This window comes from Petroclostridium sp. X23 (genome assembly GCF_030013905.1).
In the GTDB taxonomy this organism is placed as follows: Bacteria; Bacillota; Clostridia; order SK-Y3; family SK-Y3; genus X23.
Window position 1 is genome coordinate 85302 of the sequence record NZ_CP124862.1, and the last position, 26616, is coordinate 111917.

Annotated in this window: 24 protein-coding genes and 1 riboswitch; all 24 genes read left to right on the top strand. The window is 38.1% G+C overall.

Annotated features, from left to right (window positions below; genetic code table 11):
* The first annotated feature begins 11 nt into the window (after positions 1 to 11).
* A complete protein-coding gene (locus QKW49_RS00410) occupies positions 12 to 1196 on the top strand; it encodes an iron-containing alcohol dehydrogenase (protein WP_282865620.1) in 1185 nt (394 codons plus the stop codon).
* An 88-nt stretch (positions 1197 to 1284) separates the two neighbouring features.
* On the top strand, positions 1285 to 2151 hold the full coding sequence (locus tag QKW49_RS00415) for a hypothetical protein (RefSeq protein WP_282865621.1): 867 nt from the start codon (positions 1285 to 1287) through the stop codon (positions 2149 to 2151).
* Positions 2152 to 2563: 412 nt separating this feature from the next.
* Entirely contained in the window at positions 2564 to 2773 is a 210-nt protein-coding gene (locus QKW49_RS00420; protein ID WP_282865622.1) for a hypothetical protein, read from the top strand.
* 48 nt (positions 2774 to 2821) lie between these two features.
* Positions 2822 to 3622: a quinolinate phosphoribosyl transferase gene (locus QKW49_RS00425; protein WP_282865623.1), complete on the top strand. Its 801-nt coding sequence runs from the start codon at positions 2822 to 2824 to the stop codon at positions 3620 to 3622.
* 13 nt (positions 3623 to 3635) lie between these two features.
* Positions 3636 to 4520, top strand: coding sequence for a molybdopterin-binding protein (locus QKW49_RS00430; protein ID WP_282865624.1), 885 nt, complete (start codon positions 3636 to 3638; stop codon positions 4518 to 4520).
* Between the two features lie 196 nt (positions 4521 to 4716).
* Positions 4717 to 6057 (top strand): UbiD family decarboxylase, encoded by a 1341-nt coding sequence (locus tag QKW49_RS00435; protein ID WP_282865625.1) that lies wholly within the window; start codon positions 4717 to 4719, stop codon positions 6055 to 6057.
* 73 nt (positions 6058 to 6130) lie between these two features.
* A complete protein-coding gene (locus tag QKW49_RS00440; RefSeq protein WP_282865626.1) occupies positions 6131 to 6739 on the top strand; it encodes a 4Fe-4S binding protein in 609 nt (202 codons plus the stop codon).
* Positions 6740 to 6744: 5 nt separating this feature from the next.
* Positions 6745 to 8181 (top strand): hypothetical protein, encoded by a 1437-nt coding sequence (locus QKW49_RS00445; RefSeq protein WP_282865627.1) that lies wholly within the window; start codon positions 6745 to 6747, stop codon positions 8179 to 8181.
* A 168-nt stretch (positions 8182 to 8349) separates the two neighbouring features.
* A complete protein-coding gene (locus QKW49_RS00450; RefSeq protein WP_282865628.1) occupies positions 8350 to 9234 on the top strand; it encodes an acetaldehyde dehydrogenase (acetylating) in 885 nt (294 codons plus the stop codon).
* Complete coding sequence (dmpG, locus tag QKW49_RS00455; protein WP_282865629.1) at positions 9234 to 10232, top strand: 4-hydroxy-2-oxovalerate aldolase; 999 nt, start codon at positions 9234 to 9236, stop codon at positions 10230 to 10232. The genes QKW49_RS00450 and dmpG overlap by 1 nt, the downstream gene beginning before the upstream one ends.
* A gap of 34 nt (positions 10233 to 10266) precedes the next feature.
* Positions 10267 to 11052, top strand: a complete 786-nt coding sequence (locus QKW49_RS00460) for a fumarylacetoacetate hydrolase family protein (protein WP_282865630.1) — start codon at positions 10267 to 10269, stop codon at positions 11050 to 11052.
* Positions 11053 to 11108: 56 nt separating this feature from the next.
* On the top strand, positions 11109 to 13073 hold the full coding sequence (locus QKW49_RS00465) for a sodium-translocating pyrophosphatase (RefSeq protein ID WP_282865631.1): 1965 nt from the start codon (positions 11109 to 11111) through the stop codon (positions 13071 to 13073).
* A 173-nt stretch (positions 13074 to 13246) separates the two neighbouring features.
* Positions 13247 to 14023 (top strand): IclR family transcriptional regulator, encoded by a 777-nt coding sequence (locus tag QKW49_RS00470; protein ID WP_282865632.1) that lies wholly within the window; start codon positions 13247 to 13249, stop codon positions 14021 to 14023.
* Positions 14024 to 14639: 616 nt separating this feature from the next.
* Positions 14640 to 15461: an IclR family transcriptional regulator gene (locus tag QKW49_RS00475; protein WP_282865633.1), complete on the top strand. Its 822-nt coding sequence runs from the start codon at positions 14640 to 14642 to the stop codon at positions 15459 to 15461.
* A 181-nt stretch (positions 15462 to 15642) separates the two neighbouring features.
* Positions 15643 to 15891: a MoaD/ThiS family protein gene (locus QKW49_RS00480; protein ID WP_282865634.1), complete on the top strand. Its 249-nt coding sequence runs from the start codon at positions 15643 to 15645 to the stop codon at positions 15889 to 15891.
* A gap of 6 nt (positions 15892 to 15897) precedes the next feature.
* Complete coding sequence (locus tag QKW49_RS00485) at positions 15898 to 17748, top strand: aldehyde ferredoxin oxidoreductase family protein (RefSeq protein ID WP_282865635.1); 1851 nt, start codon at positions 15898 to 15900, stop codon at positions 17746 to 17748.
* 82 nt (positions 17749 to 17830) lie between these two features.
* On the top strand, positions 17831 to 18397 hold the full coding sequence (locus QKW49_RS00490) for a UbiX family flavin prenyltransferase (RefSeq protein WP_282865636.1): 567 nt from the start codon (positions 17831 to 17833) through the stop codon (positions 18395 to 18397).
* Positions 18398 to 18806: 409 nt separating this feature from the next.
* Positions 18807 to 19109 (top strand): hypothetical protein, encoded by a 303-nt coding sequence (locus QKW49_RS00495; protein ID WP_282865637.1) that lies wholly within the window; start codon positions 18807 to 18809, stop codon positions 19107 to 19109.
* A gap of 63 nt (positions 19110 to 19172) precedes the next feature.
* Positions 19173 to 19964, top strand: a complete 792-nt coding sequence (locus tag QKW49_RS00500) for an ABC transporter ATP-binding protein (protein WP_282865638.1) — start codon at positions 19173 to 19175, stop codon at positions 19962 to 19964.
* 1 nt (position 19965) lies between these two features.
* A complete protein-coding gene (locus QKW49_RS00505; protein ID WP_282865639.1) occupies positions 19966 to 21618 on the top strand; it encodes a hypothetical protein in 1653 nt (550 codons plus the stop codon).
* A 312-nt stretch (positions 21619 to 21930) separates the two neighbouring features.
* A riboswitch (cyclic di-GMP riboswitch) is annotated at positions 21931 to 22014 on the top strand.
* A gap of 102 nt (positions 22015 to 22116) precedes the next feature.
* Positions 22117 to 22563: a hypothetical protein gene (locus tag QKW49_RS00510; protein ID WP_282865640.1), complete on the top strand. Its 447-nt coding sequence runs from the start codon at positions 22117 to 22119 to the stop codon at positions 22561 to 22563.
* 225 nt (positions 22564 to 22788) lie between these two features.
* The gene (gatC, locus tag QKW49_RS00515; protein ID WP_282865641.1) at positions 22789 to 23076 is read left to right on the top strand and encodes an Asp-tRNA(Asn)/Glu-tRNA(Gln) amidotransferase subunit GatC; all 288 of its coding nucleotides are present in this window, start codon (positions 22789 to 22791) and stop codon (positions 23074 to 23076) included.
* Between the two features lie 21 nt (positions 23077 to 23097).
* Entirely contained in the window at positions 23098 to 24558 is a 1461-nt protein-coding gene (gene gatA / locus QKW49_RS00520) for an Asp-tRNA(Asn)/Glu-tRNA(Gln) amidotransferase subunit GatA (protein WP_282865642.1), read from the top strand.
* Positions 24559 to 24664: 106 nt separating this feature from the next.
* Positions 24665 to 26095, top strand: coding sequence for an Asp-tRNA(Asn)/Glu-tRNA(Gln) amidotransferase subunit GatB (gene gatB, locus QKW49_RS00525; protein ID WP_282865643.1), 1431 nt, complete (start codon positions 24665 to 24667; stop codon positions 26093 to 26095).
* The last annotated feature ends 521 nt before the right edge of the window (positions 26096 to 26616 follow it).

Sequence of the window (26616 nt, forward strand, 5' to 3'; positions counted from 1 at the left end):
AGGAAATTACAATGTCTGATTACAAAGGGTTTAGAATTCCGAAGGATATCGTTTTTGGCTGGGGGAGTCTTGAGTATTTAAAGAGTTTGGATGGCAAGAAAGCTGTGATTGTCACTGATAAAGTGATGCAAAATCTAGGTTTTGTAGACAAAATAAAAAGTTATCTTTCCGAGGCTGGAATTGAAAGTTTTGTTTTTGATGAAGTTGAAACGGATCCTTGTCGTCAAACAGTGAAAAAGGGTGCGGAGTTTATGCTTAAGCACCAACCGGATTTAATTATAGGTCTTGGCGGAGGATCCTGTATTGATGCTGGTAAAGGTATGTGGATATTTTATGAATATCCTGATGCAAAGTGGGATGAAATTTTTGTACCTTTTACTGGTGTACCTAAATTACGTAATAAGGCGCATTATATTGCGATCCCCTCTACCAGCGGAACAGCTACAGAAGTTACGCTAGCTGCTGTCATAACAAATCGTGATGTTCATCCTAATACTAAAGACTTTACCCTTTCTTATGAAGTTACGCCGGATATTGCCATATGCGATCCTGAATTGCCATCAACTATGCCGCCTTCAATAACTGCAAATACAGGGTTTGATGTTCTCGTACATGCAACCGAAGCATATGTCTCGAGAAATGCTTCGGATTTGACTGACCCTATTGCTTTAAGATCGGCTTCGATGGTAATGGAATGGCTACCTAAAGCTTATGCTAACGGCGCTGATAAGGAAGCACGTGAAAAAATGCATAATGCATCTTTGATGGCAGGATTTACGTTTACTAATACGGCTCTTGGCATATGTCACAGTACGGCACATCAGATAGGTGCTGAATATAAGATCCCTCATGGACTTGCAAATGCAATTATGCTGCCTTATGTAGTGCAATATAATTTGCCTGTTGCAGCCAGTCGATATGCTGACATTGCAAGAGCATTCGGTATTGAATCAGAAACACCGATTGAGGGTGCACGTAAGTTTATTGATTGTCTTGTTGAATTAAAGAAGATATTCAATATGCCTATGTCTATAAAAGAAGCCGGTGTTGATGAAGCAGATTTCATGAAGAATTTGGATATGTTAGCTAAGAATGCTATGGCTGACGGCAGTACACCTCCAAATCCTAGAATCCCTACAATTGATGATATTAAGAAGGTCTTTACTTGTGCATATCATGGTGTTGATGTTTTATAGTAATGCTGAGAAATGAATAATTATTTTTGATGCGGAGTATTAAATATACTCCGCATTATTTAAAAATAATACAAGGAGGAGCGTTAATATGGGAATTAGTTTGATCATGATACTTGCATCAGCAGGAGGAGGAATCCTTGGGGCATGCTTAGGAGGACTTCCTGCTATTACGTTGTGGGGTGCTGTATTGCTGATAGCCAGTTTGGCTGGTATAGCTACCGGGAATGCTGCGATGGTTTGGGATTTTGGATTCAATCCTCTTTTTGGTGCTCAAGTCGTTTTTATTGGTGGAGCGGCAGCTGCTGCATATGCCTGGTCAAAAGGCAAGCTTGAAACCGGGTTGGATATTCTGAAGCCGTTATCAGGCTTTCAGAAAGTGGATATTCTTTTGGTTGGCGGTATTTTTGGGATTATAGGGATGATTATTGAGCGTGTTGGTACATCATTAGCAATTCCCACAGATAATGTTGCTTTATCTGTAGTGGTAGCAGGTTGGCTGTCTCGGTTAATTTTTGATAGAAATTGGCTGAAAAACAGAAGGGAAAAATTAGCAGAAAATAATAGTGGGTGGTTTCCGAAAGGTGATGAGCTGGCTACTCTGATTGTAATGGGGGCAGGGATCGGGTTTGCCGGAGGATTAGCGAGTTATAAAATTGGCAGTCCGCTAATTCCTTTTGGTATTGCATTATTATTTATACTATATTTGCAAATGGGATTCAAGGGATTAACATGGCATCATATCGTGCTTATCGGAGGTATCGTTGGATTGCAAGAGCAAGGAAGTATGTATGGATTGATTTGGGCTGCTATCATGGGAGTTGTAGTAGCTATTGTATGCAAATGTATTGAAAATTTAACAATCCCAGAGACTAATTCTTATATTGATCCGCCCGTTACAAGTATTGCTATTGGCACTAGTTTAGTAATTCTTCTAACATCGATAGGAGTACTGTAAAGTTGAATCTTAACTATTCGTATATAGCAGGTAGTATTCGTTAATACAAAAAGAGAATTAGTCAATAAGTGGTTATTGATTAATCCTCTTTTTTAAAGCTTTTCTTTTGTTTTTGGATTTTTGAAGATTGAAAGTTAACACGTGATTTTTTTAAAGAAATATAAAAAACGTTTGAAAATTTCTAATAGATATGGTATATTATTAATAGAACATAATTCGGCTATATAAAACAAATAAATATTCATCTTTATACTTTAGTAGAAGATGAATATTTATTTAACGAAATATCAAAACGCAGTACGATAATGTAGCACTAATTATTAAAGACATACAAAAAGTTCATAAAAGGTTACTGAAATAAGTATTAGCGAGTTTTTTAATCCTAGAGGTATAGCAGTGGCAAGGTATTTCTGTGAAAGAAGACCATCCCAATAATCAGATTCTTCGATATTCTAGAGAAATGAGCTTAAACAGAAAGATCTTTCTAGTAAATCCCATAAATGATAAAATAGAAGTATTTAAAGTATACAAGAGTCTGTTTGATATATTTAAATCTTTTGATTTGGTTGTAACGGCGGTAGGCTCAAAAAATGCTTTGGACTATGAAAAATTGAAGAAATAGCATTGTATAAATCCGAATAAAGAATTAATTAAAAATGGAGGGCTTGCTTTGATTGATATACGAAAACAGATTCTTAAATCAATAGAAAATTGCAATTATAAGGCGCAGATAGAAGTTGAAAGAAATGGGATTCTGGCAGGCAGTGAAGAAAGTAAGATAGAGTTATCCGAGTTGAGTATGAAATATGAATTTTTTTATAAAGACGGGGAAGAGGTCAAGGCTGGAGATACTATTTGTACCGTTTTTGGGAAAGCCGAGGAAATTATTAAAGCGGAAGAAGTAGTAATAGGAAAGATGGCAAAAGCTTCGGGCATTGCAACAGCTACAAGGGAATCTGTACGATTGGCAAATGGAAAGTGTAAAATTGTTGCCGGAGCGTGGAAAAAAATGCCGAAAGAAATCAAACCAATGATACAAAAAGCTGTAAGAATTGGTGGAGCAAGTACAAGGTTAATAGAAGAAACTTTTATATATCTGGATAAAAATTATATCAGAATGTTTGGAAGTATAAAAAATACATTAATAGCAGTTAACAATATCTCTGGTTGGAAGAAAGTGATTCAACTAAAGGGAGAAGAAAGCAGTATTGAAGAAGAGGCCTATACAGCAATTAAATATCATGCTGATATCATAATGGTTGATACGGGAAAAATGGAAGACATGATTGCAGCTAAAAATGTCATTAGGCAATGCGAAGTGGAAGAAAACATAAAACTGGGATTTGCGAGTGAATTGCTTATTTCGAAAATACCTGAATATGCACAGGTTGGCGTAGATTTTTTATGTTTCGGTAAACAAATCATAGATGCACCATTACTTGATATGAAACTTGATGTGAGTAAACTTTAGAAGGAGAAATAAAATGAGTTTGAATATGCTAAATAAAACCGAGGTATGGATAGGCCCTATAAAACTTGAGAATGCAAATTTAACTGATATTGCAAGATTAACTGCCGAAGTATTAAGCCTGCCCAGTGATAAAGTATTAGTAGTAGATGTAAGAGAAGATCATATAAGCCTTGATATTTTAATTGAAGAAATTGAACCGTCTGCAATCATGGGCAAAAAGAAAATTTTACTTGAAAGATTAAGCAGCATAAAAGGATGCAATGTGTTTGAAGAAACAAGAATATGTTCCCATGGCATCTTGGGTATTATTGATTTGGATGAAGCAGAAATAAAGGAATCCATGAGAATGTCGGAAGAAATGAGTGTACAAATAAAAAATAAAGTAATTAAAAGGGTCAAGGTATTTCCGACAGGATTTGAGCTAAAGAAAGGCATGATCGAAGATACCAATTCGATTTATATAAAAGATGAATTAGAGAAGTCAGGATATAAAGTAGATATAGGTCAAGTCCTTGACGACGATGTAGATTTGATTTCCGGAAATATACGGAGAGCAGTCAATGATGGCTATGGCATCGTTATTACCACAGGAGGGGTTGGTGCTGAAGATAAAGATAAGACTGTTGAAGCCATTGGAAAGATAGATCCTGATGTAGCATCACCATATATTGTGAAATTTGAAAAAGGAACAGGAAGACACGTCAAAGATGGGGTGAGGGTTGCGGTAGGGAAGTCAGGATTATCATATATTATTGCTTTCCCGGGTCCTAATGACGAAGTTAGATTAGCTTTAAAAGCTATAAAACCATTGCTGGAAGCAAATCAGGATAAACATGTGATAGCAAATGCAATGGCCCATGTATTAAAACATAAGATAGGAAATAAGTTCAAACATTGATTTCATATAGATTGATAAAATGGTTAAACCGAAAATGATTGAAGATATTGTCAATCACACGATTGGAAAGGTATTTAACTATTTTAAAATACAACATGATTTGATTAAAAGATGGTGAAAAAACGGACTCAACACTTTTTAACAGCGCGTTATAGGCAACAAAAAGATTTTAAAAAATAGAAGGAGGGGGATATTATTGTTTACTTCATTAAGAGAATGGATTAGTTTTCTGAAAGAAAATAATATGATTTCAGAAATCAAGAAAAAAGTCTCTATCAATTTTGAAATTGCGGGAGTCACTAAACTTTATGATGGAGAAAAAGCATGTTTATTCAATAATGTAGACGGATTTGAAATGCCTGTAATATCAAACGCCGTATACGATAGGGAAAGCATTGCTGTATCCGTTGGGTCAAACAAAGAAAACCTGGTCAGCAAATTTTTGGATAGTATGGAGGTGCCTATAAAATGTGAAATGTCAAGTAACGTTGCTCCATTTAAACAGAATTTGTTACTAGGGGATGAGGTAGACCTTCTAAAACTTCCTATTCCTATTCATCATGAAAAGGACGGAGGCAGATATATTACGGCAGGTTTGCTGATTGTCAAAGACATCAGCACCGGCAAGCAGAACGTATCCATTCACAGGCTGCAGGTCTTTAATAAAAATGAAATGGGTATTTTGATATTACCCAGACATTTGTGGCACATATTTTCTAAATATGAAAAAGAACAGAAAGAACTTGATATAGCCATTTGTATTGGTAATGCGCCTGCACTCATGTTAGCTTCACAAGCAATTACACCTTATGGTGTTGATGAACTGGAAATAGCCAATGCGCTATTAAATAACAATTTAAAGCTATCTAAGTGCGAGACTGTAAACGTTGATGTACCGGAAAATACAGAAATTGTAATAGAAGGAAAACTGATTCCGGGCATGCGAAAAGAAGAAGGTCCTTTTGGAGAGTTCCCAAGATATTACGGGCCGGCAGGCAATAGACCGGTAATAAAAGTGACTGCGGTCGGTTACCGGAATGATGCGCTATACCACACAATTCTTCCCGGAACAAAAGAACATTTACTCTTAGGAGGAATTGCAAGAGAAGCTTCTATGATCAAGACAATTTCACATACAGTTCCGTCAGTAAAAGGTGTTCATCTAACCTTTGGTTCATCCTGCAGATATCATGCAATCGTATCTATTAAAAAGGAACACGAAGGGGAAGGTAAAAATACAATTTTGGCCGCATTCTCCAACAGTCATGAAGTAAAGCAGGTGATTGTGGTAGACGATGATATAGATATTTTTGATCACGACCGCGTAGAATGGGCTGTGGCCACACGTTTTCAAGCAGGGAAGGATATGATTGTTGTGAAAGGAAGCTTAGGCTCGAAGTTAGATCCATCCTCAGATGAAGGGATATCGGATAAAGTAGGTATGGATGCTACCTTGCCAATTAAAAGAGATAATAACAAATTTGATGTAATGACAATTCCCGGATTGGACGTAATGAAAAAAGAAGATTATATATAATCATTTATTAGAATGATAAGCCGAGTTTTCTAATTAAATATTTTATGACCAAATTATTTAAGGGGGGTTAGTGGTGAAGACTGTAACATGGTTAGCAGAAATAAATGAAGAAAAATGTATCGGGTGTGGAACTTGTGAAAAAGTGTGTCCTGTATATGCCATCAAGATGAAAGAAAGAAAAGCGATAGTGGATGTTAACTTATGTACCGGATGCGCAAATTGTAATCAGAGATGTCCTGTTTATGCGATTGAATTAATTAAAAGGGACCAACCACTAAAATTAAAGGTGGATGTTTCCTCTGTGGATGCTGTGAAAGTAGATGAAATCTGCAAAAAAGCTAAATTCAATCCCCAGCAGATTATCTGCTATTGTACTGAAACCAGGGCAGACGAGGTTGCAGCGGCAATACTTAAAGGAGCAGATACGCCCGAGAAGATTTCTCAAATGACGGGGATTAGAACAGGGTGCGGTGTAGAATGTATTCAGCCTATATTAAGACTTCTTGATGCGGCTGGGATTGTTCCTGAAAAACCGAAGGGATGGCAGTGGTATGGAAAGACGCCAACAGTTTGGGACATCCCGGCTGATGTAAGAGAAAAGTATAATAAAAGCGGTTTCTACTTTGAGGAAGATCAAAAATTATTGGACGAAATATCAGAAACAAGGGTGAAGAAAGGGTGAAGAGTATGAAACAACCTATTATACCGATTGAACCTAGATCGTCACAATACGGGATTGTTCCTGGAATGGTAAAAAAGAGGATGTATCAATATGATAATATCACATCTTTGATGATCAAAGACTTGTTTGCAGATACGCCCGACGTCATTTATCCCAGTGAGCAAGGAATATCTTCTGTAAAACAATCTGCATTGAAAGCGTTGGAAAATGTAGATATGAGTTTTATCAAGCCGGGAGATTCAGTGAATATATGCTGCTCTCATCATGGATTTACAATGGTTGGAGGACAGCCGTATGCAGAGCTTATAAAAGCTTTGAGAGATGTAATCAGTGAGAGAACAGGAACTGACAATATTCGTATAAGAGCCGGCGTAGGATTGCGGTTCAGAGAAACGGAAGAATATATTAAAAGATACGGCCTTGATACATATTTTAAAGGTAAAGCGAAAGGTGTGGCTCCCATCGATGAAGGAATTCCTATTGAAACGGAAATAGGGACGCTATATGGATTAAAAGCCATCTATGATGCTGATTGGATCGTCCATTGCCATAATAGTGATGTAAGAGAGGTTCATTTTCACAGGCAGGTAGATAGAGCGGTAAAACCGTTCGGAATGTCTTATGCAAGAATTGAGACACGGTCTACTTATCACCAGAATCTTGGACCAAGAGCAGCGAATTTCGTGGCAAGAGCTATATTCGGTTCTGAATTTGTACAAAGCAAGTTTGCATTTGCGGCATTTTTAGAAATGTCTCCTGCAGGGGTAATCAGTGTTGATGCGGATAATGATCTTATGGCATTAAATGAAAGGATGCTTATATCCGGATGTCGATACTATGGGAAAATTATGACGCTTCTTGGAGAAATAGATGAATGTATTGTAGGACTGGACTTTCCCTGCCCAGTACCTTATGTATTTGCAGCAGGTGTAATTTATGCGAATTTTGCAGGAGCAAATTGCGATCTGTTCGATCTGGATAATGCATTGGCACCCTATACTTGGTATACCGAAGCGTTTTACAATAAAGACTCTGTTCCATTAACATCAAAGATTCCACCGGTTAATCCTGCTATTAAGATGGTTGTACATAATTACGCATGGGGCGGATACCCAAGTGCATTTTTTAGCAAGCACATTCCGACTATCGTGGTGGGCAGAGAACAAGCAGATCTATTTAATAAAGATTCTCAAAATCTTGAATATATGAAATATGGAGTCATAGCCGATCATTTAGATACAGCTATGGAATTTGCATATAAGCAAGCGAAGACAGATAAGGTAATCATATTTGATGGTGCGGTAGGAGGCGTTAATATCAGCACATCCCTTGCAGAGCTATTAATAGAAAAAGCACCTGCTGTAAATAAGAAAGTGGATGAAGAAATGCTGCCGAAGTGGCTGAAGCAAAGAGGAATAGATATCAATTCTATAAAACTATAAAAAGGGCAATGAAATATAGGTAACCAAATTTCCGAATACTAATAAGTTCAATTACTTGTAGGGGCGGATATGGAATCCGCCCCTACATTTTAGATACATTATCTGTTACCAATGGTATTTTAGCAGAAGATTTAATACTAACTTTTTATAATATTTTGGAGGTGTAATATGAGCACAAAAAAGATTAAAGCAGCAATTGTCGGTCCCGGAAATATAGGAATAGACTTGATGTTCAAGCTTTTGAACAGTTCTTATATAGAAGTAGATACGATGGTTGGTGTAGTAAAAGAATCAAAGGGATTGCAGCTGGCGCGAGAAAAAGGAATTAAAGCTACTTCTGACGGGGTAAAAGAAATATTGGGTAATAAAGAGATAGAGCTTGTTTTTGAAGCAACCAGCGCAAAAGCACACTTGGCAAATGCTCCTCTATATAAAGAAGATGGTAAGATTGCCATAGATTTAACACCGGCGATGATAGGTCCTTTTGTGGTTCCTGCAGTAAATATCGAACAAAATCTCGATACCGATAATGTAAATATGGTAACTTGTGGTGGCCAGGCTACCATACCTATGGTTGCAGCCATAAATTCGGTTCAACCTGTAGAATATGCGGAAATTGTAGCCACCATATCCAGCCGCAGTGCAGGACCGGGTACACGGCAAAATATAGATGAGTTTACAGAGACAACATCCAAGGCAATATGTGAAGTAGGTGGTGCCAAAAAGGGTAAGGCGATCATAGTGTTAAATCCGGCTGAACCTCCCATCATTATGCGAGATACGGTATATGTGAAGGTAAAAGATCCTAACGAAGAAGAGATTACAAAAGCTGTAAAACAGATGGAACAAAAAGTGCAAGAATATGTGCCCGGATATAGAGTGAAAGCAGGTCCATTATTTGATGGTGATAAGGTGACCGTAATGTTGGAAGTGGAAGGTGCCGGTATGTATCTTCCTAAATATTCGGGAAATCTTGATATTATGACAGCAGCAGCAAAAGCAGTAGGAGAAAAGATTGCGTACAAATTGCTAAAAGAAAGAGGTGAAGTGTAATGAAAAAAGTCAGAATTATAGATACCACTTTGCGGGATGGGATGCATGCGGTGAGTCATCAATTTACTCCCGAAGATATGGCTGAAATTGCTAAAGCGTTAGATGATGCCGGGGTGGATACGATTGAAGTGAGCCATGGAGATGGATTAGGGGGTTCATCTTTTCAATATGGGTTTGCTAAAGCAAAAGAAGAGGAATATCTGGAGGCAGTTTCTAAAGTTTTAACAAAAACGAAATTAGCTGTACTGTTACTACCCGGTATCGGGACGGAAAAAGATCTGGAAAAAGCTGCGAAAAATGGAGCGACCGTGGTTAGAGTTGCTACGCATGTTACAGAAGCAGACATCGGTGAGCAACATATAAAGATGGCAAAAAAACTTGGTATGGAAGCCATCGGATTTTTAATGATGACTCATATGGCAAGTGCAGAAAAAATCGTTGAGCAGGCCAAGCTTTTCGAAAGCTATGGAGCAGATGCGGTATTTGTAACAGATTCTGCCGGTGCGATGGCGTCTTCAGAGGTAAAAGAAAGGATTGAAGCTGTTAAGAAAGCAATATCTTTACCTATAGGCCATCATTCACACAACAATTTAGGCCTTTCCATCGCGAATAGCCTAGCAGCAGTTGAAGCAGGAGCGGAAATCATAGATGGTACCTGTAAGGGCCTTGGCGCTGCTGCCGGAAATGCAATGACAGAAGTTTTAACAACGGTATTTAAGAAGATGGGATATGAGACGGGGATAGACTTTTATAAAATTATGGATGCAGCTGATGATGTAGTAGCTCCGAAACTTCATAGGCCTCAAGTGATTACAAGAGAGGCTTTGAGCATTGGTTATGCAGGAACCTATGGAAGTTTTCTTCTTCATTCCTTAAGAGCAGCAGAAAAGTTTAACGTAGACGCAAGAGATATATTAATCGAAATGGGAAGAAGAAAAACAGTAGGTGGGCAGGAAGATATGATTATTGATGTTGCGTATGAGCTTTCTCATCAATAGACACTTGATTACTATATGAAAGGAAGAAGGCCAAATGGATAAAAAAGATATCGTAAAAGCTTCAACACTACTGGAACAAGCAAGTAAAACTAAAGAGCCTATAGAACAGCTAACAAAGATGTTTCCTGAAATGAGTATTGCCGAGGCATATGCGATTCAGCGAGAGAACATTGAAAAAAGAATACAGATGGGTAGAAGTGTAATCGGAAAAAAAATAGGACTTACAAGTGTAGCTATGCAGAAAATGTTGGGTGTGGATAGTCCGGATTATGGGTTTATTATGGAGGATATGATTGCTGATGAAGAGACTCCTCTAAGTTTGAAGGGATTTATACAACCTAAGGTTGAAGCAGAGTTGGCATTTGTATTAAAGGAAGACCTAAAAGGACCTGGCGTCACCATATCAAAAGTATTGCAGGCAACTGAAGGGATAATGGCATCCTTTGAAATTATTGATAGCAGGATTAAAGATTGGAAGATTAAGCTTGAGGATACTATTGCCGATAATGCATCAAGTGCAATGATTGTGTTGGGAAGTAAAATGGTTCCTGTTGATAGCATTAATTTGAAATATACAGGTCTTGTCTTGGAAAAGAACGGAGAAATAGTGGATACCGCAGCAGGTGCGGCAGTTTTGGGACATCCGGCTTTAGCGGTTGCATGGCTGGCAAATGAAATGGCAAAATACGATGTTGTATTAAAAAAGGGTGAAATCATTCTGGCGGGCGCGTTTACCAAGGCTCTAGAGATTAAAGAAGAAGATGTTTTTACAGCTACTTTTGATGGAGTTGGCAGCGTAAAAGCAAAATTCATAAAGTAGTAGAACTATTAAGCTTTTTAATCTATAAGAGATGTGAAAGTAAAGGAGACAGTGTCATGGAAATGATAGATTACTTGTATATTCCGCCGCTATGTGCATTGGCTGCGCTGATATTTGCATATTTTTTAGCTCAGAATATTAATAAAATGGATCCTGGTAATGATAGGATGCAGGAAATAGCAAAATATATTCATGAAGGATCTCTTGCTTTTCTTAAAAGGGAATATAGGGTACAAAGTGGTATTGCAGTCCTGCTATTTCTATTGCTTGCATGGAAAATTTCAATTTATACTGCACTGTGTTTTATGGCAGGAGCACTTTGTTCGGTGCTTGCAGGATATATTGGTATGAAGATTGCGACTAAAGCGAATGTACGGACAGCCAATGCTGCAAAGCAGGGTATTAAACCCGCTTTGGAAGTTGCTTTTTCAGGTGGCGCGGTGATGGGAATGTCTGTGGTAGGATTAGGGCTACTTGGCCTTAGTGTTTTATGGATCATTTTCAGAGATACGACCATAATTACCGGTTTTGGTTTAGGAGCCAGCTTTGTTGCGCTATTTGCCAGAGTTGGAGGCGGTATTTATACGAAAGCTGCTGATGTAGGAGCAGATCTGGTTGGGAAAGTAGAAGCGGGTGTCCCGGAAGATGATCCTCGTAATCCCGCTGTTATCGCAGATAATGTAGGAGACAATGTAGGAGATGTTGCCGGAATGGGAGCGGATTTATTTGAATCCTATGTAGGTGCCATTATTTCTGCCATAACGTTAGGGATGTGGACTTTTGGAATCAATGGTACGGTATTTGTGATGTTGTTAGTAGCAGCAGGGATTATCGCATCTATTATCGGCAGTATATTTGTGAAAAAAGGAAAAAGTGAAAATCCTCATATGTCTCTTCAGGTGGGAACGTATGTAAGTGGGGGATTGTTTATCATTGCTGCACTGGTAATCAGTTTGCTGGTTTTGGAAAGCTTAAGAGGAGCATGGGCGGTAATAACGGGATTGGTTGTAGGAATTATGATAGGCCAAATAACAGAATACTACACTTCTTCAGATTATAATCCTGTAAAAGAAATTGCAAAGCAATCTGAAACAGGTGCTGCTACAAATATTATCTCGGGATTAGCTCTTGGAAAGAAGAGTACTGCTTTTCCAATTCTTCTCATCTGTGTCGGCATCTATATTTCATATCTAACGATGGGACTATATGGTATTGCTTTAGCAGCGGTAGGAATGCTTTCTATTACCGGGATGACAGTGGCGGTTGACGCGTATGGTCCTATTGCCGATAATGCCGGTGGTATTGCTGAAATGGCGCATTTGGATAAAGCGATCCGTAAAGTTACCGATAAACTGGATTCGGTTGGAAATACAACTGCGGCCATAGGCAAAGGATTTGCTATTGGTTCTGCGGCACTGACTGCTTTGGCATTATTTGCTTCATATTCTCAGGCTGTAGGGCTTGAAATCATTAATCTAGTAGATGCTAAAACCATCATAGGTCTCTTACTGGGAGGAATGCTGCCGTTCTTATTCTCGTCTATGGCAATGGAATCTGTTGGCCAAGCGGCTTCTTCCATGATTCAAGAGGTTAGAAGGCAGTTTAGAGAGATAGAAGGGCTTATGGAAGGCGAAGCTACACCGGACTATGCCCTGTGTGTGGATATCAGTACCAGAGCTGCTTTGAAGAAGATGATTTCTCCCGGATTACTTGCGGTGTTGTCACCGCTTATTGTAGGAATGGTTTTAGGTAAAGAGGCACTTGGAGGATTACTTGCCGGTGCTTTAGTTACAGGTGTAATGCTGGCGATTCAAATGGCGAATGCCGGAGGTGCTTGGGATAATGCCAAAAAGTATATTGAAGAAGGAAACCATGGAGGTAAAAGTAGTACTGCACACCAAGCTGCCGTAACTGGAGATACGGTAGGGGACCCTTTTAAAGATACAGCAGGACCCTCTATTAATATATTGCTTAAACTCATGACAATTGTGGCATTGGTGTTTGCACCGTTATTTATATGATTTTATAAGTCAGCGATTATGCAAATTCATTAAGGAGATTTTGCATTAAGATATCATGAATGAATCCAATTTTTATAGTTAAAATCTTCTTGATAAACCATTGCATATAGAAAAACATATGATATAATACTTAATAAATAAAGCGCAAAGCGATAATATAGGATGGAATGCTTATGAATAAGAAAAAGACTGGAATCATACAATCTGTTGACAGGGCATTAACAATAGTAGAGACGATGTATAATGCAAAAGAAGAACTAGGGGTCACAGAACTGGCTGACATTATTGGTTTGCACAAAAGTACAACTTTTGGTCTTTTAAGCACACTTGAAAACAGAGGATTTGTAACACAAAATAAAGATACGGGAAAGTACGGATTAGGCCTTAAGTTCTTGGAAATAGGTACTGAAATTCTTGAAAATATGGATGTTCGGCAGATCATCAAGCCGTATTTGAGGGACTTATCGGAAAAATATCAAGAGACAGTTCACTTTGCAGTAGAAGATGATAATATGGTTGTATATATTGATAAAATAGAGAGTCCACGGGCATTAGTCATTAAATCTTCTATTGGTAAACGAAATCCGATGCACTGCACAGGGGTTGGAAAATGCCTGTTATCATTTATGAGCGAAGAAAAGCAAAACGAGATATTAAAAGAACCTCTTGAAAAATACACAGACAATACAATAGTTGACCCAAAGAACCTGAATGAGGAAATTGATAAAATCAGAAAAAATGGTTATAGTATTGATAACGAAGAAATTGAAATCGGGTTAAGATGTATAGCAGCTCCAATATTTGATTACAAAGGAGAATTGCTGGGAGGAATAAGTATTTCCGGACCAAGCACAAGGATGACGGACGAAAGAATAGTTGAATTAATTGAACCATTGAAAAGTACGGCGTCTAAAATTTCTAAAAGTCTCGGACATTATAAGCATATATAAAATAATGAGTAATGATTAGTTAAAATCAGGGGTCTTATTCTACTCTCAAATGTACACTAGTCGAATATACTCCTTCTTTTTGATATATTTGACCGGGAAGGAGTATATTTAAGCATATAGTTCTCAAATTTTGAGAATTGCTGATTAAATTTTCATTAACTAACAAAAAACAAATGCTCACCGCCCATCCTGTATATTGAAGAATCATGGCATTACTTCTACATTTTTCATAAAAACCTGCTAAAAATAAAAGAGTACTCATTTCTTATTGTATCTGCATTTTGTAAAGTTCTTTCTTTATTCTATAATTTTCCTATATATTTTCATGTAAGTTTAGATTATAGTAAAAACTTTAAAAGTGAATGCGGTTTTAGCAAGAATTACAAATATAAAGCTAAGGAGGAGTTTTATTTATTAAGAGTGTTTTATCATAAACTCCATATAGATTTTGAATAGTCAAAAAGAATTCGGTAATAGCGAATAAAAAATAGATTAAACTAGAAGGAGTTTTATAATCTTTGTAGAATACTTATATTATTAATCAAAAAAAGCGAAAGGCATTCGGTAATGACGAACGAATGGCCGTGCCGATTTTGGAAGGGAGAACGCTAGTGTAATGATTGAAAAAAGATACTTATCAGAAAGTGGATCATCTCAAATACGTTCTGTTGCCAAAGCTTTAAGTATTCTAAATCTGTTTGCAACCAATAAACGCAGTATGTCTTTAGCAGAAATATCTAAGAAGATGAACCTGGCTAAAAGTACAGTGCATGGATTGCTCTCAACTTTGAGAGACTTTGGTTATGTAGAACAATCGGAATTTGATGGAAATTACAGTTTGGGAATTACTCTCTTTGAAATCGGTTGCGTAGTCTCTAGTAACTGGGATGTACGTAAAATTGCCGCTCCGTATTTGATGAAGTTAGTGGAAGAAACAGGCGAAACAGTTCATTTGGTGGTTCTTGATCAAGGAGAGGTTCTGTATATTGACAAACATGAGAGTAATAAATCGTTAAAAATCGTATCAGAAATTGGTGCGCGGTTGCCATCCCACTGTACAGGAGTAGGAAAAGCACTTTTGGCTTATCTGCCTTCTAAAGAAGTCAAACGCATTATAGACGCAAAAGGGCTGCAGGCATATACCAAAAATACCATTACCGACCCTTTGGAACTGGAAAAAGAACTTGAGCGCATCCGAAAGCAGGGATATGCCGAAGATAACGGGGAAATTATGGACAGTTTGCGTTGCGTGGCCGTACCTATTTGGAATTACAATAATAAGGTATGTGCCGCAATAAGTATTTCCGGTTCGTACGCACATATGGAAGGCGAAGGAAAACAGACAATTATTACTCACGTTATGCAGACAGCTGCAGAGATATCAGCAGCATTAGGTTATCGCAGATCAATATTAGGAGGTGATATTAATGGCAGTTAGAGAATTTCTATCAATGCCTGTACGCCGCCAAAAGGATGGTGTCAGTGATAAAATACGCGTTGATGTCACGGTACCTTTAGATGCGTAATCCAGATAGTTTTAAAGATTTATATCTGAAGTGAAGAGAATAATGTTTTAAAAGATAATATAGACTAGAGCAAATATATGGTTGGGAGGAGAAATGTTGAATATTTTTGTAGAACTGTTTCCGCCATTAAAGTTTCCTAATGGAGATAAAACACGGCAAATGAATGTAGAGCAGCATTTAAATATTGGGGATTTATTAGAACGTCTTAAAGATGAAGGTGTGTTTGATGACTATGGCTGTAATGCATTGCTGGTGATGGTTGATGACCAAATCGCTGAGAATAATTACTTGCTTAATAACGGGCAAGTAGTAAAAATTTTACTTCATGTGGCTGGAGGTTGATAAGGAGTGGGAAATTTGCTGGGTGGTTATGCGGGAGAAATATTATGGATAGATTTGACCAATAGGCAGTATCGCAAAGAGAAAGTAACTGAAGATATGGCACGTACATGGCTTGGAGGCAGCGGTTTTGCGGCGGCTGTCGTGTCTGAAATGGTACCGCCCCACGCAGATCCGCTGGGACCGGAAAATATTCTAGGGTTTTTTACCGGACCGTTGACAGGAACGCCTGTACCGTCCTCCGGGAGGCATAGTGTGGCGGGTAAATCACCTCTTACAGGGATTTGGGGTGAAGCCAGTGTCGGGGGTAATTGGGGACGGGCTTTGAAATATGCCGGTTACGATGCGGTAGTTCTTACGGGGCAGTCGTCAGAGCCGGTTTATATATGGATTCATGAAGATAAAGTGGAAATCCGTTCGGCAGAAAATTTATGGGGAATGGATACCTATGAAATTGAGGAAGCTATCCGAAAACTAACTCATCCCAAAGCACAGGTTTCATCTATAGGGTCTGCAGGGGAAAGACTTTCTAAAATTGCTGGAATTTTTACCGATGGTCATGAAGGACGGACGGCCGCAAGATGTGGTTTAGGTGCCATTGCCGGATCAAAGAAAGTAAAAGCTATTGCTGTATATGGACAAAAAACGCTTCATTTTGCAGATAAGGCAGCATTATTAAAGAAGATAAAAGAGGTAACACCCACAATCAGGGAAAGGGCAAAAGGCACTTCGGATTTGGGAACAGCCGGGCTAGTGATACCTTGTGAGAAAATTGGTGATTTTCCGGTAAAGAACTGGACGCTTGGCTCCTGGGAAGAAGGCGCTATGAAGATCAGTGGGGTTGCATTGAAGGAAAAATATTTAACCGGCCGTTTTCACTGCTTTGCTTGTCCCATCGGCTGCGGACGCCAAATTGCCATCACAAAAGGGAAATATAGCGGTTTGCATGGCGCAGGGCCGGAATACGAGACCCTTGGTTTGTTTGGCGGTTCATGTCTTATTGATGACTTGGAAGCTATCTGTTATGCAAATGAGTTGTGTAACCGCTATGGTGTAGACACAATAGAAGTAGGAAACCTAATTGCTTTTAGTATGGAAGCATATGAAAAAGGCATTATTACCAAGGAAGATACGGACGGCAGAGAAATCAAATGGGGAGATACCGAAATATTTATTGAGTTAGTAAAAGAAATAGGAGAAGTAAAAGGATTTGGAGCAATTTTATCGCAAGGATTTCCGGATTTAATCAAAAAGTATGGACATGCAGTTAAAGAAATCAGTATTGTTGCTAAGGGACTCAGCTTTCCGGCTCACGAACCAAGGGCTTACAATAGTCTTGCTCTTGGCTATGCTACAGCAAATAGAGGTGCTTGCCACTGTGAAGCATTCAGTCATCCTTTTGAACGAAGCCTAACCATGCCCGAATTGGGGATTGAAAAAAGCATGGATAGATTTGCAAAGGAAGGTAAGGGTGAACTGGTAGCGAAGTCACAGAACTATATGATGCTCTTTGATTCTGCGGCATTGTGTAAGTTTACTATGCTTGGCGGGGCGGTAACGCCAACCATTCTTGCAGAGTGGATATCTCTGGCAACAGGTATATATTGGTCATGGGAAGAATTACTGAAATGTGGAGAGCGTATTTTTAATAAAAAGCGTCTCTTCAATATCCAATGCGGTGTTGACCGTAAAGAAGATACTTTGCCTGAAAGGATTCTCAAGGAACCGCGGGGAAGTGGCGGTGCAGCCGACAATCTTCCCCCATTGGAAGCGATGTTAGATGACTATTACGCATTTCGTGGTTGGGATAGTAATGGGATACCAACCATAAAGAAACTGCAGGATTTAGGACTAGCGTAGTTGTAAATGATTTAGCAATATGACTACTTTATAAATGCGGTTATTTAAATTAATGGACAGCAAGATTAAAGGGGAGATAAACATGAGATTGGTTGTTGCGATTACGGGGGCAACCGGGGCAATTTATGCAATGCGTCTATTGGAGGAACTTAAAGCGAAAAAAGTGGAAGTGCATTTAATTTTAAGTGAATGGGCAGAGGAAACATTGCGAATTGAAATGAACATGAAGAAAGAGTCCTTAATAGAACTGGTTGACTATTATTATTTGGAGTCAGATATGACAGCACCGGTAGCTAGCGGTTCGTTCCAGCATCAAGGCATGATCATAATACCTTGCAGTATGAAAACTCTGTCCGGAATTGCTCACGGTTATGCTGAGAATTTAATCATTCGTGCTGCTGATGTATGTTTGAAGGAATGTCGAAGACTCATATTAGTTCCCCGTGAAACACCTCTAAATGCTATACATCTTGACAATATGCTGAAGTTAGCAAAGTTAGGTGTCGAGATCGTACCGCCTATGCCGGCTTTTTACAATCATCCTGTAACTATTGAGGAAATAGTCAATCAATTGATTGCAAGAATATTGGATCAATTGGGTTTAGAACATAATCTAGTAAAAAGATGGGGAGATACGATGAAATCATGAAGCCAAAATTTACTGGTGAAATAATTACCAGCAAACAATATTAAAAAGATTTATTCTAATATTCCCATAGATATTAGAATAGGAATATCTATATATGTAACAGGTACATTTATAGATATTTCAGGTGGTAAATTTTGCGTGCAAAATCCTCAAGATGCATGGTGATATAAATATAATACTGCCATTTTAATGTCAAAAAAGACACAAAAATCTTTACGAGTTTTGCGTCTTTTTTTGTTTTATAATTTGTAAGGTTTGGGCTTCACCGACTGCATTAGGGAGGATATAATGAGTTATTTAAAAGCAACCTTAGATAGCGGATTTTCAACTTTCGACAAAATTCTCTTTACTTCGACTTTGATGAAGTGATATGATTATTTAAGTTTTAAAAAGAAAGAGGGTGCAGTCCATGGAGAACAAGCCGTCATTAAAAAGTAATACCAATTTAACAGGAATTATATCAATGAGTATGCCGATAGTTCTTATTTCTCTGATATTAAATTGGTTTTTTAGAATAACACCATATCAGAAATTAGAAGGAATGCCGCTGCTGCTGGCACCCTTGGTAAGTGCTGTAGGATTTATTTTAGGCCTTCTATCTCTTAAGAAACGTGATAGTCGTCTCGCGAAGTGCAGTCTTGTGATGAATGTGATGCTATTCATACTGCCATTCGTATATTGGGTGATGGGTACTTTGCTGTTTGGTGTTTAACTGATATTGATTATATAAATGATTCAAAATGATAAGGGATATATTAAAAAAATGGAGGAACGTATGACATCTATAGGTGAGAATGTAATAAACATAAGAAATTTGCAAATGAGCTTTGGAAACAAGCAGGTTTTGAAGGGAATCAATCTGGACGTAGGGAAAGGTCAGATTATCGGATATATAGGGCCGAATGGGGCCGGCAAGAGTACTACAATAAAAATCATATTGGGTCTTTTGGAAGGATATTCGGGAACGGTAGAAATATTTGGCCAGGACATCTCGGAAGGTGATGTACAGTATAAGAGAAAAATAGGGTATGTCCCGGAAATCGCAGAAATATATGATAACCTTACTGCAAGGGAATATATTACGTTTATAGGTGAGCTGTACGGATTGGATGCAGAAGAAGCAGATACCAAAGCACAAAAGCTTATGAAAATCCTTGGAATAGAGCAAGTATATGATACAAGAATAACCTCTTATTCCAAGGGGATGAAGCAGAAAGTTCTGATTATATCCAGTTTATTACACAATCCCGACATATTATTCTTAGATGAGCCGCTAAGCGGGCTGGACGCCAACAGCGTTATTGTGGTTAAAGAGATATTCGCGCAGCTGGCTGCGCAAGGCAAAACAATATTTTACTCTTCTCATATCATGGATGTGGTTGAAAAAATCAGCAATAGAATTGTACTAATCAATCATGGTGAAATAGTAGCTGACGGAAGTTTTGACGAGTTAAGACAGAAATGCATGGAAGGGTCATTAGAGCAGATCTTTAACCAGCTTACCGGTTTCAATGAACATCAGTCTCTCGCTCGGGAATTTGTATCTATTGTTGAAAAGGAGCAGTGATATGAAAGATTTTAAGGTACTAAAACTTTTAGATAGATTTAAAATTATTTTTGAAAAGTTTGGCGCTGATTACCATGTGATGAGAACAATACTGCAGGTAAAGCTTACGATGGATGGCAGGAGAGTGCCAACGGTCTTCGGCAATTCGTCTAAAAAGAAAGATGATCCTGCAAAAGCTCATGAAAATAGTTTCATGAAGTCGTTGTGGTTTTATGGATTTATAGGATTAACCATGATTCCCCTTGTGGTCATGGGAGAAAATTATTTATTCCAAATGAGTTTTGTTTTTGGAATACTGATGTTCATGATTACCACCACCTTAATTTCTGATTTTTCCTCGGTTCTGTTAGATGTCAGAGATAAAAATATTATTTTAACAAAACCGGTAAAAAGCATCACCTTGAGTTTGGCAAAAATTATACATGTATTTATTTATATGTTTTTTATTACTGTTTCTCTTTCGGGAGCCGCACTAGTAACAGCACTCATACGTCATGGGTTTCTGTTTTTCATGCTATTCATAGCGGAAGTGATCCTTATGGATTTACTCATTGTAGTATTGACGGCGTTATTGTATTTAATCGTTTTAAAGTTTTTCGATGGGGAAAAGTTAAAGGATATTATAAATTATATCCAAATAGGACTATCCATAGCCATCACGATAGGGTATCAACTTATAGGAAGATTATTCAGCTTTATAGATATTGATGTGGTGTTTCAGCCGAAGTGGTGGCAGTTTATTATTCTTCCTGTTTGGTTTGGCGCACCCTTTGAGTTGTTGTTCCACAATGATCAGAGGATATATATGATCGCTTTTTCTACGCTTGCTTTTATGATTCCCATCATAGCTATTATGATCTATGTGAAGCTCATCCCGTCTTTTGAGAGAAATCTTCAAAAGTTAAATAATAATGCGGGAGGATCAGTAAAAGAAAATAATAAGTTATGGGATACGCTGGCTAAAGTAATTTGTTTTAATCAACAGGAAAGGGTCTTTTTAAAATTTGCATCCAAAATGATGAAAAATGAAAGAGAATTTAAATTAAAAGTATATCCCTCATTGGGATTCGCGTTGATTTTTCCATTTATATTCATCTTTAATTTTTCTCGAGGTGGGGCATGGGAGGATATAGCATCGGGAAGAATGTATTTAAATATATATTTTTGCGTTTTATTACTGCCCACGGTGGTCATGATGGTACAATATTCGGGAAAATATAAGGGTGCATGGATTTATAAAGTCATGCCTATCGAAGATACAGCACCCATTTTCAGAGGAACAATAAAGGCAATGATTGTTAATCTTATATTGCCGGTATATATCATTGAATGTACCGTGTTTCTGTGGATTTTCGGATTTCAGATTCTTCCCGATTTGATTGTGGTATTTTTAAATATAGTATTGTTTACCATCATATGTTTTAAAATATTGAAAAAAGCACTGCCTTTTTCTCAAGCCTTTGAGGCTGTACAGCAACAAGGTTGGATCGTAGTGCCGCTGATGTTTTTAATAGGTGTTTTTGTAGGCATACATTATGTTTGTACTTTATTTGATTATGGCGTTTATATCTATATGGTGGCAGTATTCCTTACAAACGTCATTGTATGGAAGAAAGCATTCAACATATCCTGGAATAAAATTATTAATCATTGAATAACGTCAAATGCTAAAGTTGTTAATAGTAACTTAGCGTTATAAAAGTCTCTGAGCATACGCTTTAAGGCGTGGAATCACATAACTTTTATTATGCTATAAAGAGTTGCAACTTTCTATCTTTCTAATCATTATAATTAGTAGAATATACTAAAATACATATTGGAATATTGTATAAAGTGTCAAAAATTATAAAAAACAATACGGAAATTTACAATGAGCATAAAAGCTTATATAATAGTAATATAGATTAAAAAACGAGGAGGAAATATAGTATAGGGTAAGGATTTTATAAAAGAGATATATGAATATAGTGAAGTTGGAAGCGAAGAAGAGTTCTCTTAATATGGGCACCTTGAGGACTTGGAGCTAGTGGTGCAACCTGCCAACAATTAGTGATGCTAATTGTTGGCATTTTATTTTATATAGGAGAAATGCTGCAGTCTGTTTTATGTAAAATACATAGGTCATTATTGATACAGCACAGGAGGGATTTCAATGGAGTTAAGTCAAAAGACAAAGTTTGAAGCTGTAATTTTTGAAAATTGCGAGACAACTAAAAAATTCGTAAAAGATAGTTTATCTCTTTTTGAAATTGAAGTATGTGATTATACTTCAGGCCATATAAAAGAGAAAGGGGATATTGCTGTAAAGCAAGCAGATGTTGTGATAGCGAATATAGATGATCAAATACTCAGTAATTATGTTAATCCTTCATTACTAAAACCTCTGGCAGATAAAGTCATTTTGATAAGTGAATATAACAGCATGGATAAGATACAACAAGCGAAATCATTAGGATACAAATACTTTCTTAGAAAGCCTGTTAATGAAGAGCAGCTAATCGACCAGCTTGTACATGTTTTTACAGATAAATTGGATTTGGACATTTGTGAGATGCATAAAGATTTTCATTTGAAGAAAAATCAAGATGAAGCTGTCTAACTCATGGAATTGGAACTCGACTATTTTGGGTCCCTTGAAAATTAAATAAAAGATAGCTCGGCGTTGGTGCTTTTTATAGGTGTTAACGCCGATTTCATGTTATGAGCATATGAAGCATACACAAGAAAATAAAACATTGAATAACAGGAATTGATAATGTATAATTATTAATAACTTATTTAGTGGCAATAATTGAGAAATAACCAGACAAAAGGATGTGTGATAATGAAGATTACCAAAGAACAGGTTGAGCACGTTGCAAATCTTGCGCGCTTAACCCTGACTGAAGAAGAAAAAGAAAGACTGACTGTTGAAATGGAAAACATTATTGCTTTTGCGGACAAGCTCAATGAGTTGGATACAACCGGTGTAGAGCCCACCGCGCATGCGATACCTATTCAAAATGTTTTCCGTGAAGATGTAGTTGAGACTTCTTTCGATAGAGAAAAAATCTTACAAAATGCTCCTTCGCAGGAAGACGGATGCTTTAAAGTTCCTAAGATTGTAGAATAGACAAAAGGAGTGTGAGAACAAGTGGAACTGTATAAATTGACAGCCCATGCGGCAAGAGATTTGCTAAAGAAAAAAGAACTAAGTTCAGTGGAGTTAACACAGGCTGTATTGGATAGAATCAGTGCGGTAGATGAAAGCGTACAAAGTTATATCACGGTTACTGCGGAAAAAGCACTGGAAAATGCAGCAGAAATAGATAAAAAAATGGCTTCAGGTGAACAACTGGGAGATTTGGCCGGTATTCCTATGGCATTAAAGGATAATATGTGTACCGAAGGTGTGTTGACAAGCTGTGCTTCAAAGATATTAAACAACTTTAATCCGCCCTATGATGCTACGGTCTCCAAAAAGTTGAATAAAGCAGGTACCGTATTATTAGGAAAAGTAAATATGGATGAATTTGCGATGGGTTCTTCGACAGAAAACTCCCATATGAAACAGACAAAAAATCCGTATGACCTCGAAAGGGTGCCCGGAGGTTCCAGCGGTGGTTCTGCAGCTGCAGTCGCTGCCGATGAAGCAATCTTTACATTAGGCTCGGATACCGGAGGTTCTATCCGCCAGCCTGCGGCTTTTTGCGGTATAGTGGGGATGAAACCTACATATGGTTCGGTATCCCGATTCGGATTGGTGGCGTTTGCATCCTCATTGGATCAGATAGGACCTTTAACAAAAGATGTGACCGACTGTGCATTGGTATTGAATGCGATTACCGGACACGATCCTATGGACGCGACTTCGGTGAATATTCAATATCCTGATTACACAAAAGCGTTAGTAAATGATGTAAAAGGATTGAAAATAGGGATTCCGAAAGAGTATTTGGGTGATGGGATCAGCAGTGAAGTAAAAGATTCGGTCATGAAATCGTTAGAAGTGCTAAAAGCAATGGGCGCGCAGTATGAAGAGTTTTCACTGCCCATTTCAGAATATGCACTGCCGGCTTATTACTTGATTTCTTCTGCGGAAGCAAGTTCCAATCTGGCGAGATATGATGGGATAAAATATGGATATAGAGCAGAGAAATTTACCGATTTGCTGGATTTATACAAGCAGACCAGAAGTGAAGGTTTTGGTAAAGAAGTAAAGAGAAGAATTATGCTGGGAACCTATGCCCTCAGTTCCGGGTATTATGATGCGTATTATAAAAAGGCGCAGCAGGTTAGAACCTTAATTATGAAGGCTTTTGATGAAGCTTTTAATAAATATGATGTAATTATTACACCGACGACACCTACCACAGCATTTAAAATCGGAGAGAAATCCGAAGATCCGCTGGAAATGTATCTTGCAGATATATGCACGGTATCGGTGAATATAGCAGGATTGCCTGGAATGGTGGTTCCTTGCGGTGTTGACAGTCTGGGATTGCCAATAGGCATGCAGCTCATCGGAAAAGCTTTTGACGAATCAACATTATTAAGAACTGCGTATACATTTGAACAAAATACGGAATTCCATAAAATAAGACCGAATTTGTAATATCAGTGGAGCGTGATGTGTGAATAGTTTTGCTATATCCTTCTCAAGGTTTTTAACTATTCACTATTCGCTATTCACTATTCACTAATATCGAGAGGTGATTAAATTGACATATGAAACCGTCATTGGACTTGAAGTCCATGCAGAGCTTTCGACTAAAACAAAGATTTTTTGTGACTGTACTACCGAATTTGGCGGAGAAGTAAACACCCACTGCTGCCCTATTTGTACCGGTATGCCCGGGGTGCTTCCCATGTTAAATAAAAAGGTGGTTGATTATGCGATAAAAGCCGGATTGGCTACAAATTGCGAGATTACCCAATATGGAAAACAGGATAGAAAGAACTATTTTTATCCCGATCTTCCAAAAGCATATCAGATTTCCCAATACGATTTGCCGGTATGTAAAAACGGCTATGTGGATATCGAGGTAAATGGTGAGAAAAAAAGGATCGGAATTACCAGAATTCATATTGAAGAGGATGCGGGTAAACTAATACATGATGAATGGGGAACCGGATCACTGGTGGATTACAACCGGTGTGGCGTGCCGCTGATTGAGATTGTTACCGAGCCCGATATGAGAAACCCGGAAGAAGCCAGAGCTTTACTCGAAACCTTAAAGTCCATACTCCAATATATCGATGTATCCGATTGTAAGATGCAGGAAGGTTCATTGCGTTGCGACATCAATCTTTCGGTTCGTCCGTTCGGTCAGAAGGAATTCGGTACCAGAACCGAAATGAAAAACGTTAATTCCTTTAGAGCTGCTGTGAGAGCGATGGAATTCGAAACCAAAAGACAGATTGAATTAGTTGAATCGGGAGGAGTAGTTGAACAGGAAACCCGTCGATGGGATGATGCGAAAGCAGTGAGCTATGCGATGAGAAGTAAGGAAGAGGCGCATGATTACAGATATTTCCCTGATCCTGACCTTGTTCCCATCGTTATCAGCGATGAATGGATAGAAGAAGTCAGAAAGACGATTCCTGAGCTCCCCAATGCCAAGAGGGTGCGTTATGTAGAGCAGTACGGGCTTCCGCAGTATGATGCTGAGATTATTACTTCATCGAGGACGTTGGCACAGTTTTTTGAAGAATGTGTGGACCATGGTGCAAATCCCAAAACGGTTAGCAACTGGTTGATGGGTGACCTGATGCGCATGTTGAAAGACCGGAATATCGAGCCGGAAGAAATTCCTTTCCCTGCACAGCATATGTCCAAATTGATTGCGTTAATAGAAAAGGGAACCATCAGCGGGTCGGCAGCCAAGAAAGTTTTAGACGCAATGTTTGATGAGGCGAAAGATCCTGAGGTGATTGTAAAGGAAAAAGGTTTGGTACAGATCAGTGATGAATCCGCGTTGGTTGAAATGGTTCAAAAAGTACTGGATGACAACCCTCAGTCTGTTGCCGATTATAAAGCCGGTAAGGAAAAAGCGATAGGATTCCTTGTAGGACAGACCATGAAAGCAAGCAGAGGCAAAGCGAATCCACAGGTGATAAACAAAATATTAAAAGAATTATTGGATGCATAAAAAAATAACAACTGGGGACATACCACAAAAAATAGAGGGGATGTCCCCAGTTGTTATTTTTGAAAAAATTTCATAATTATTCGTTTTATGTCAGTGTCTTTTTGTTGAAGATGATAGGGCATTATGATATTATATGCATAGAGGTAATCGGAAAAGCAGGGTGTGGTTGCCACCTCATTCCCAAGTGGAAGGGGGTGATGCCGTGAGTACATATGAAGCATTGTCTTTAATGATTTTGTTTTCTATGTTGATCATAGCAGTCCTAAATTTTAGGATAAAAAAATAATCACCCTGCCTGGCCGCAGTGTGATTAATTAATAATTGATCTACAACGTGGCAACCGCACCATGCGGTACCGATTACCTCTACTTATATTATAGCATAAAAAGAAAGAAAGTAAACATTGTTTTATGCTGTTTTTGCCATATATTCTATCTATATAAATAACACTAAGTACATTACAGTCAGGCGTAGAAGAAAAAATGTGACATGGGGACGGTTTTCATATCACAATGATTTTG

Bases quoted from the DNA above. Each gene is read 5' to 3' on its own strand.
- QKW49_RS00430 (WP_282865624.1), top strand. From the start codon at position 3,636: ATGAGTTTGAATATGCTAAATAAAACCGAGGTATGGATAGGCCCTATA.
- QKW49_RS00410 (WP_282865620.1), top strand. From the start codon at position 12: ATGTCTGATTACAAAGGGTTTAGAATTCCGAAGGATATCGTTTTTGGC.
- QKW49_RS00480 (WP_282865634.1), top strand. From the start codon at position 15,643: ATGTTGAATATTTTTGTAGAACTGTTTCCGCCATTAAAGTTTCCTAAT.
- QKW49_RS00445 (WP_282865627.1), top strand. From the start codon at position 6,745: ATGAAACAACCTATTATACCGATTGAACCTAGATCGTCACAATACGGG.
- dmpG (WP_282865629.1), top strand. From the start codon at position 9,234: ATGAAAAAAGTCAGAATTATAGATACCACTTTGCGGGATGGGATGCAT.
- QKW49_RS00460 (WP_282865630.1), top strand. From the start codon at position 10,267: ATGGATAAAAAAGATATCGTAAAAGCTTCAACACTACTGGAACAAGCA.
- QKW49_RS00465 (WP_282865631.1), top strand. From the start codon at position 11,109: ATGGAAATGATAGATTACTTGTATATTCCGCCGCTATGTGCATTGGCT.
- QKW49_RS00470 (WP_282865632.1), top strand. From the start codon at position 13,247: ATGAATAAGAAAAAGACTGGAATCATACAATCTGTTGACAGGGCATTA.
- gatC (WP_282865641.1), top strand. From the start codon at position 22,789: ATGAAGATTACCAAAGAACAGGTTGAGCACGTTGCAAATCTTGCGCGC.
- QKW49_RS00490 (WP_282865636.1), top strand. From the start codon at position 17,831: ATGAGATTGGTTGTTGCGATTACGGGGGCAACCGGGGCAATTTATGCA.
- QKW49_RS00500 (WP_282865638.1), top strand. From the start codon at position 19,173: ATGACATCTATAGGTGAGAATGTAATAAACATAAGAAATTTGCAAATG.
- QKW49_RS00475 (WP_282865633.1), top strand. From the start codon at position 14,640: ATGATTGAAAAAAGATACTTATCAGAAAGTGGATCATCTCAAATACGT.
- QKW49_RS00415 (WP_282865621.1), top strand. From the start codon at position 1,285: ATGGGAATTAGTTTGATCATGATACTTGCATCAGCAGGAGGAGGAATC.
- QKW49_RS00510 (WP_282865640.1), top strand. From the start codon at position 22,117: ATGGAGTTAAGTCAAAAGACAAAGTTTGAAGCTGTAATTTTTGAAAAT.
- QKW49_RS00505 (WP_282865639.1), top strand. From the start codon at position 19,966: ATGAAAGATTTTAAGGTACTAAAACTTTTAGATAGATTTAAAATTATT.
- QKW49_RS00495 (WP_282865637.1), top strand. From the start codon at position 18,807: ATGGAGAACAAGCCGTCATTAAAAAGTAATACCAATTTAACAGGAATT.
- QKW49_RS00450 (WP_282865628.1), top strand. From the start codon at position 8,350: ATGAGCACAAAAAAGATTAAAGCAGCAATTGTCGGTCCCGGAAATATA.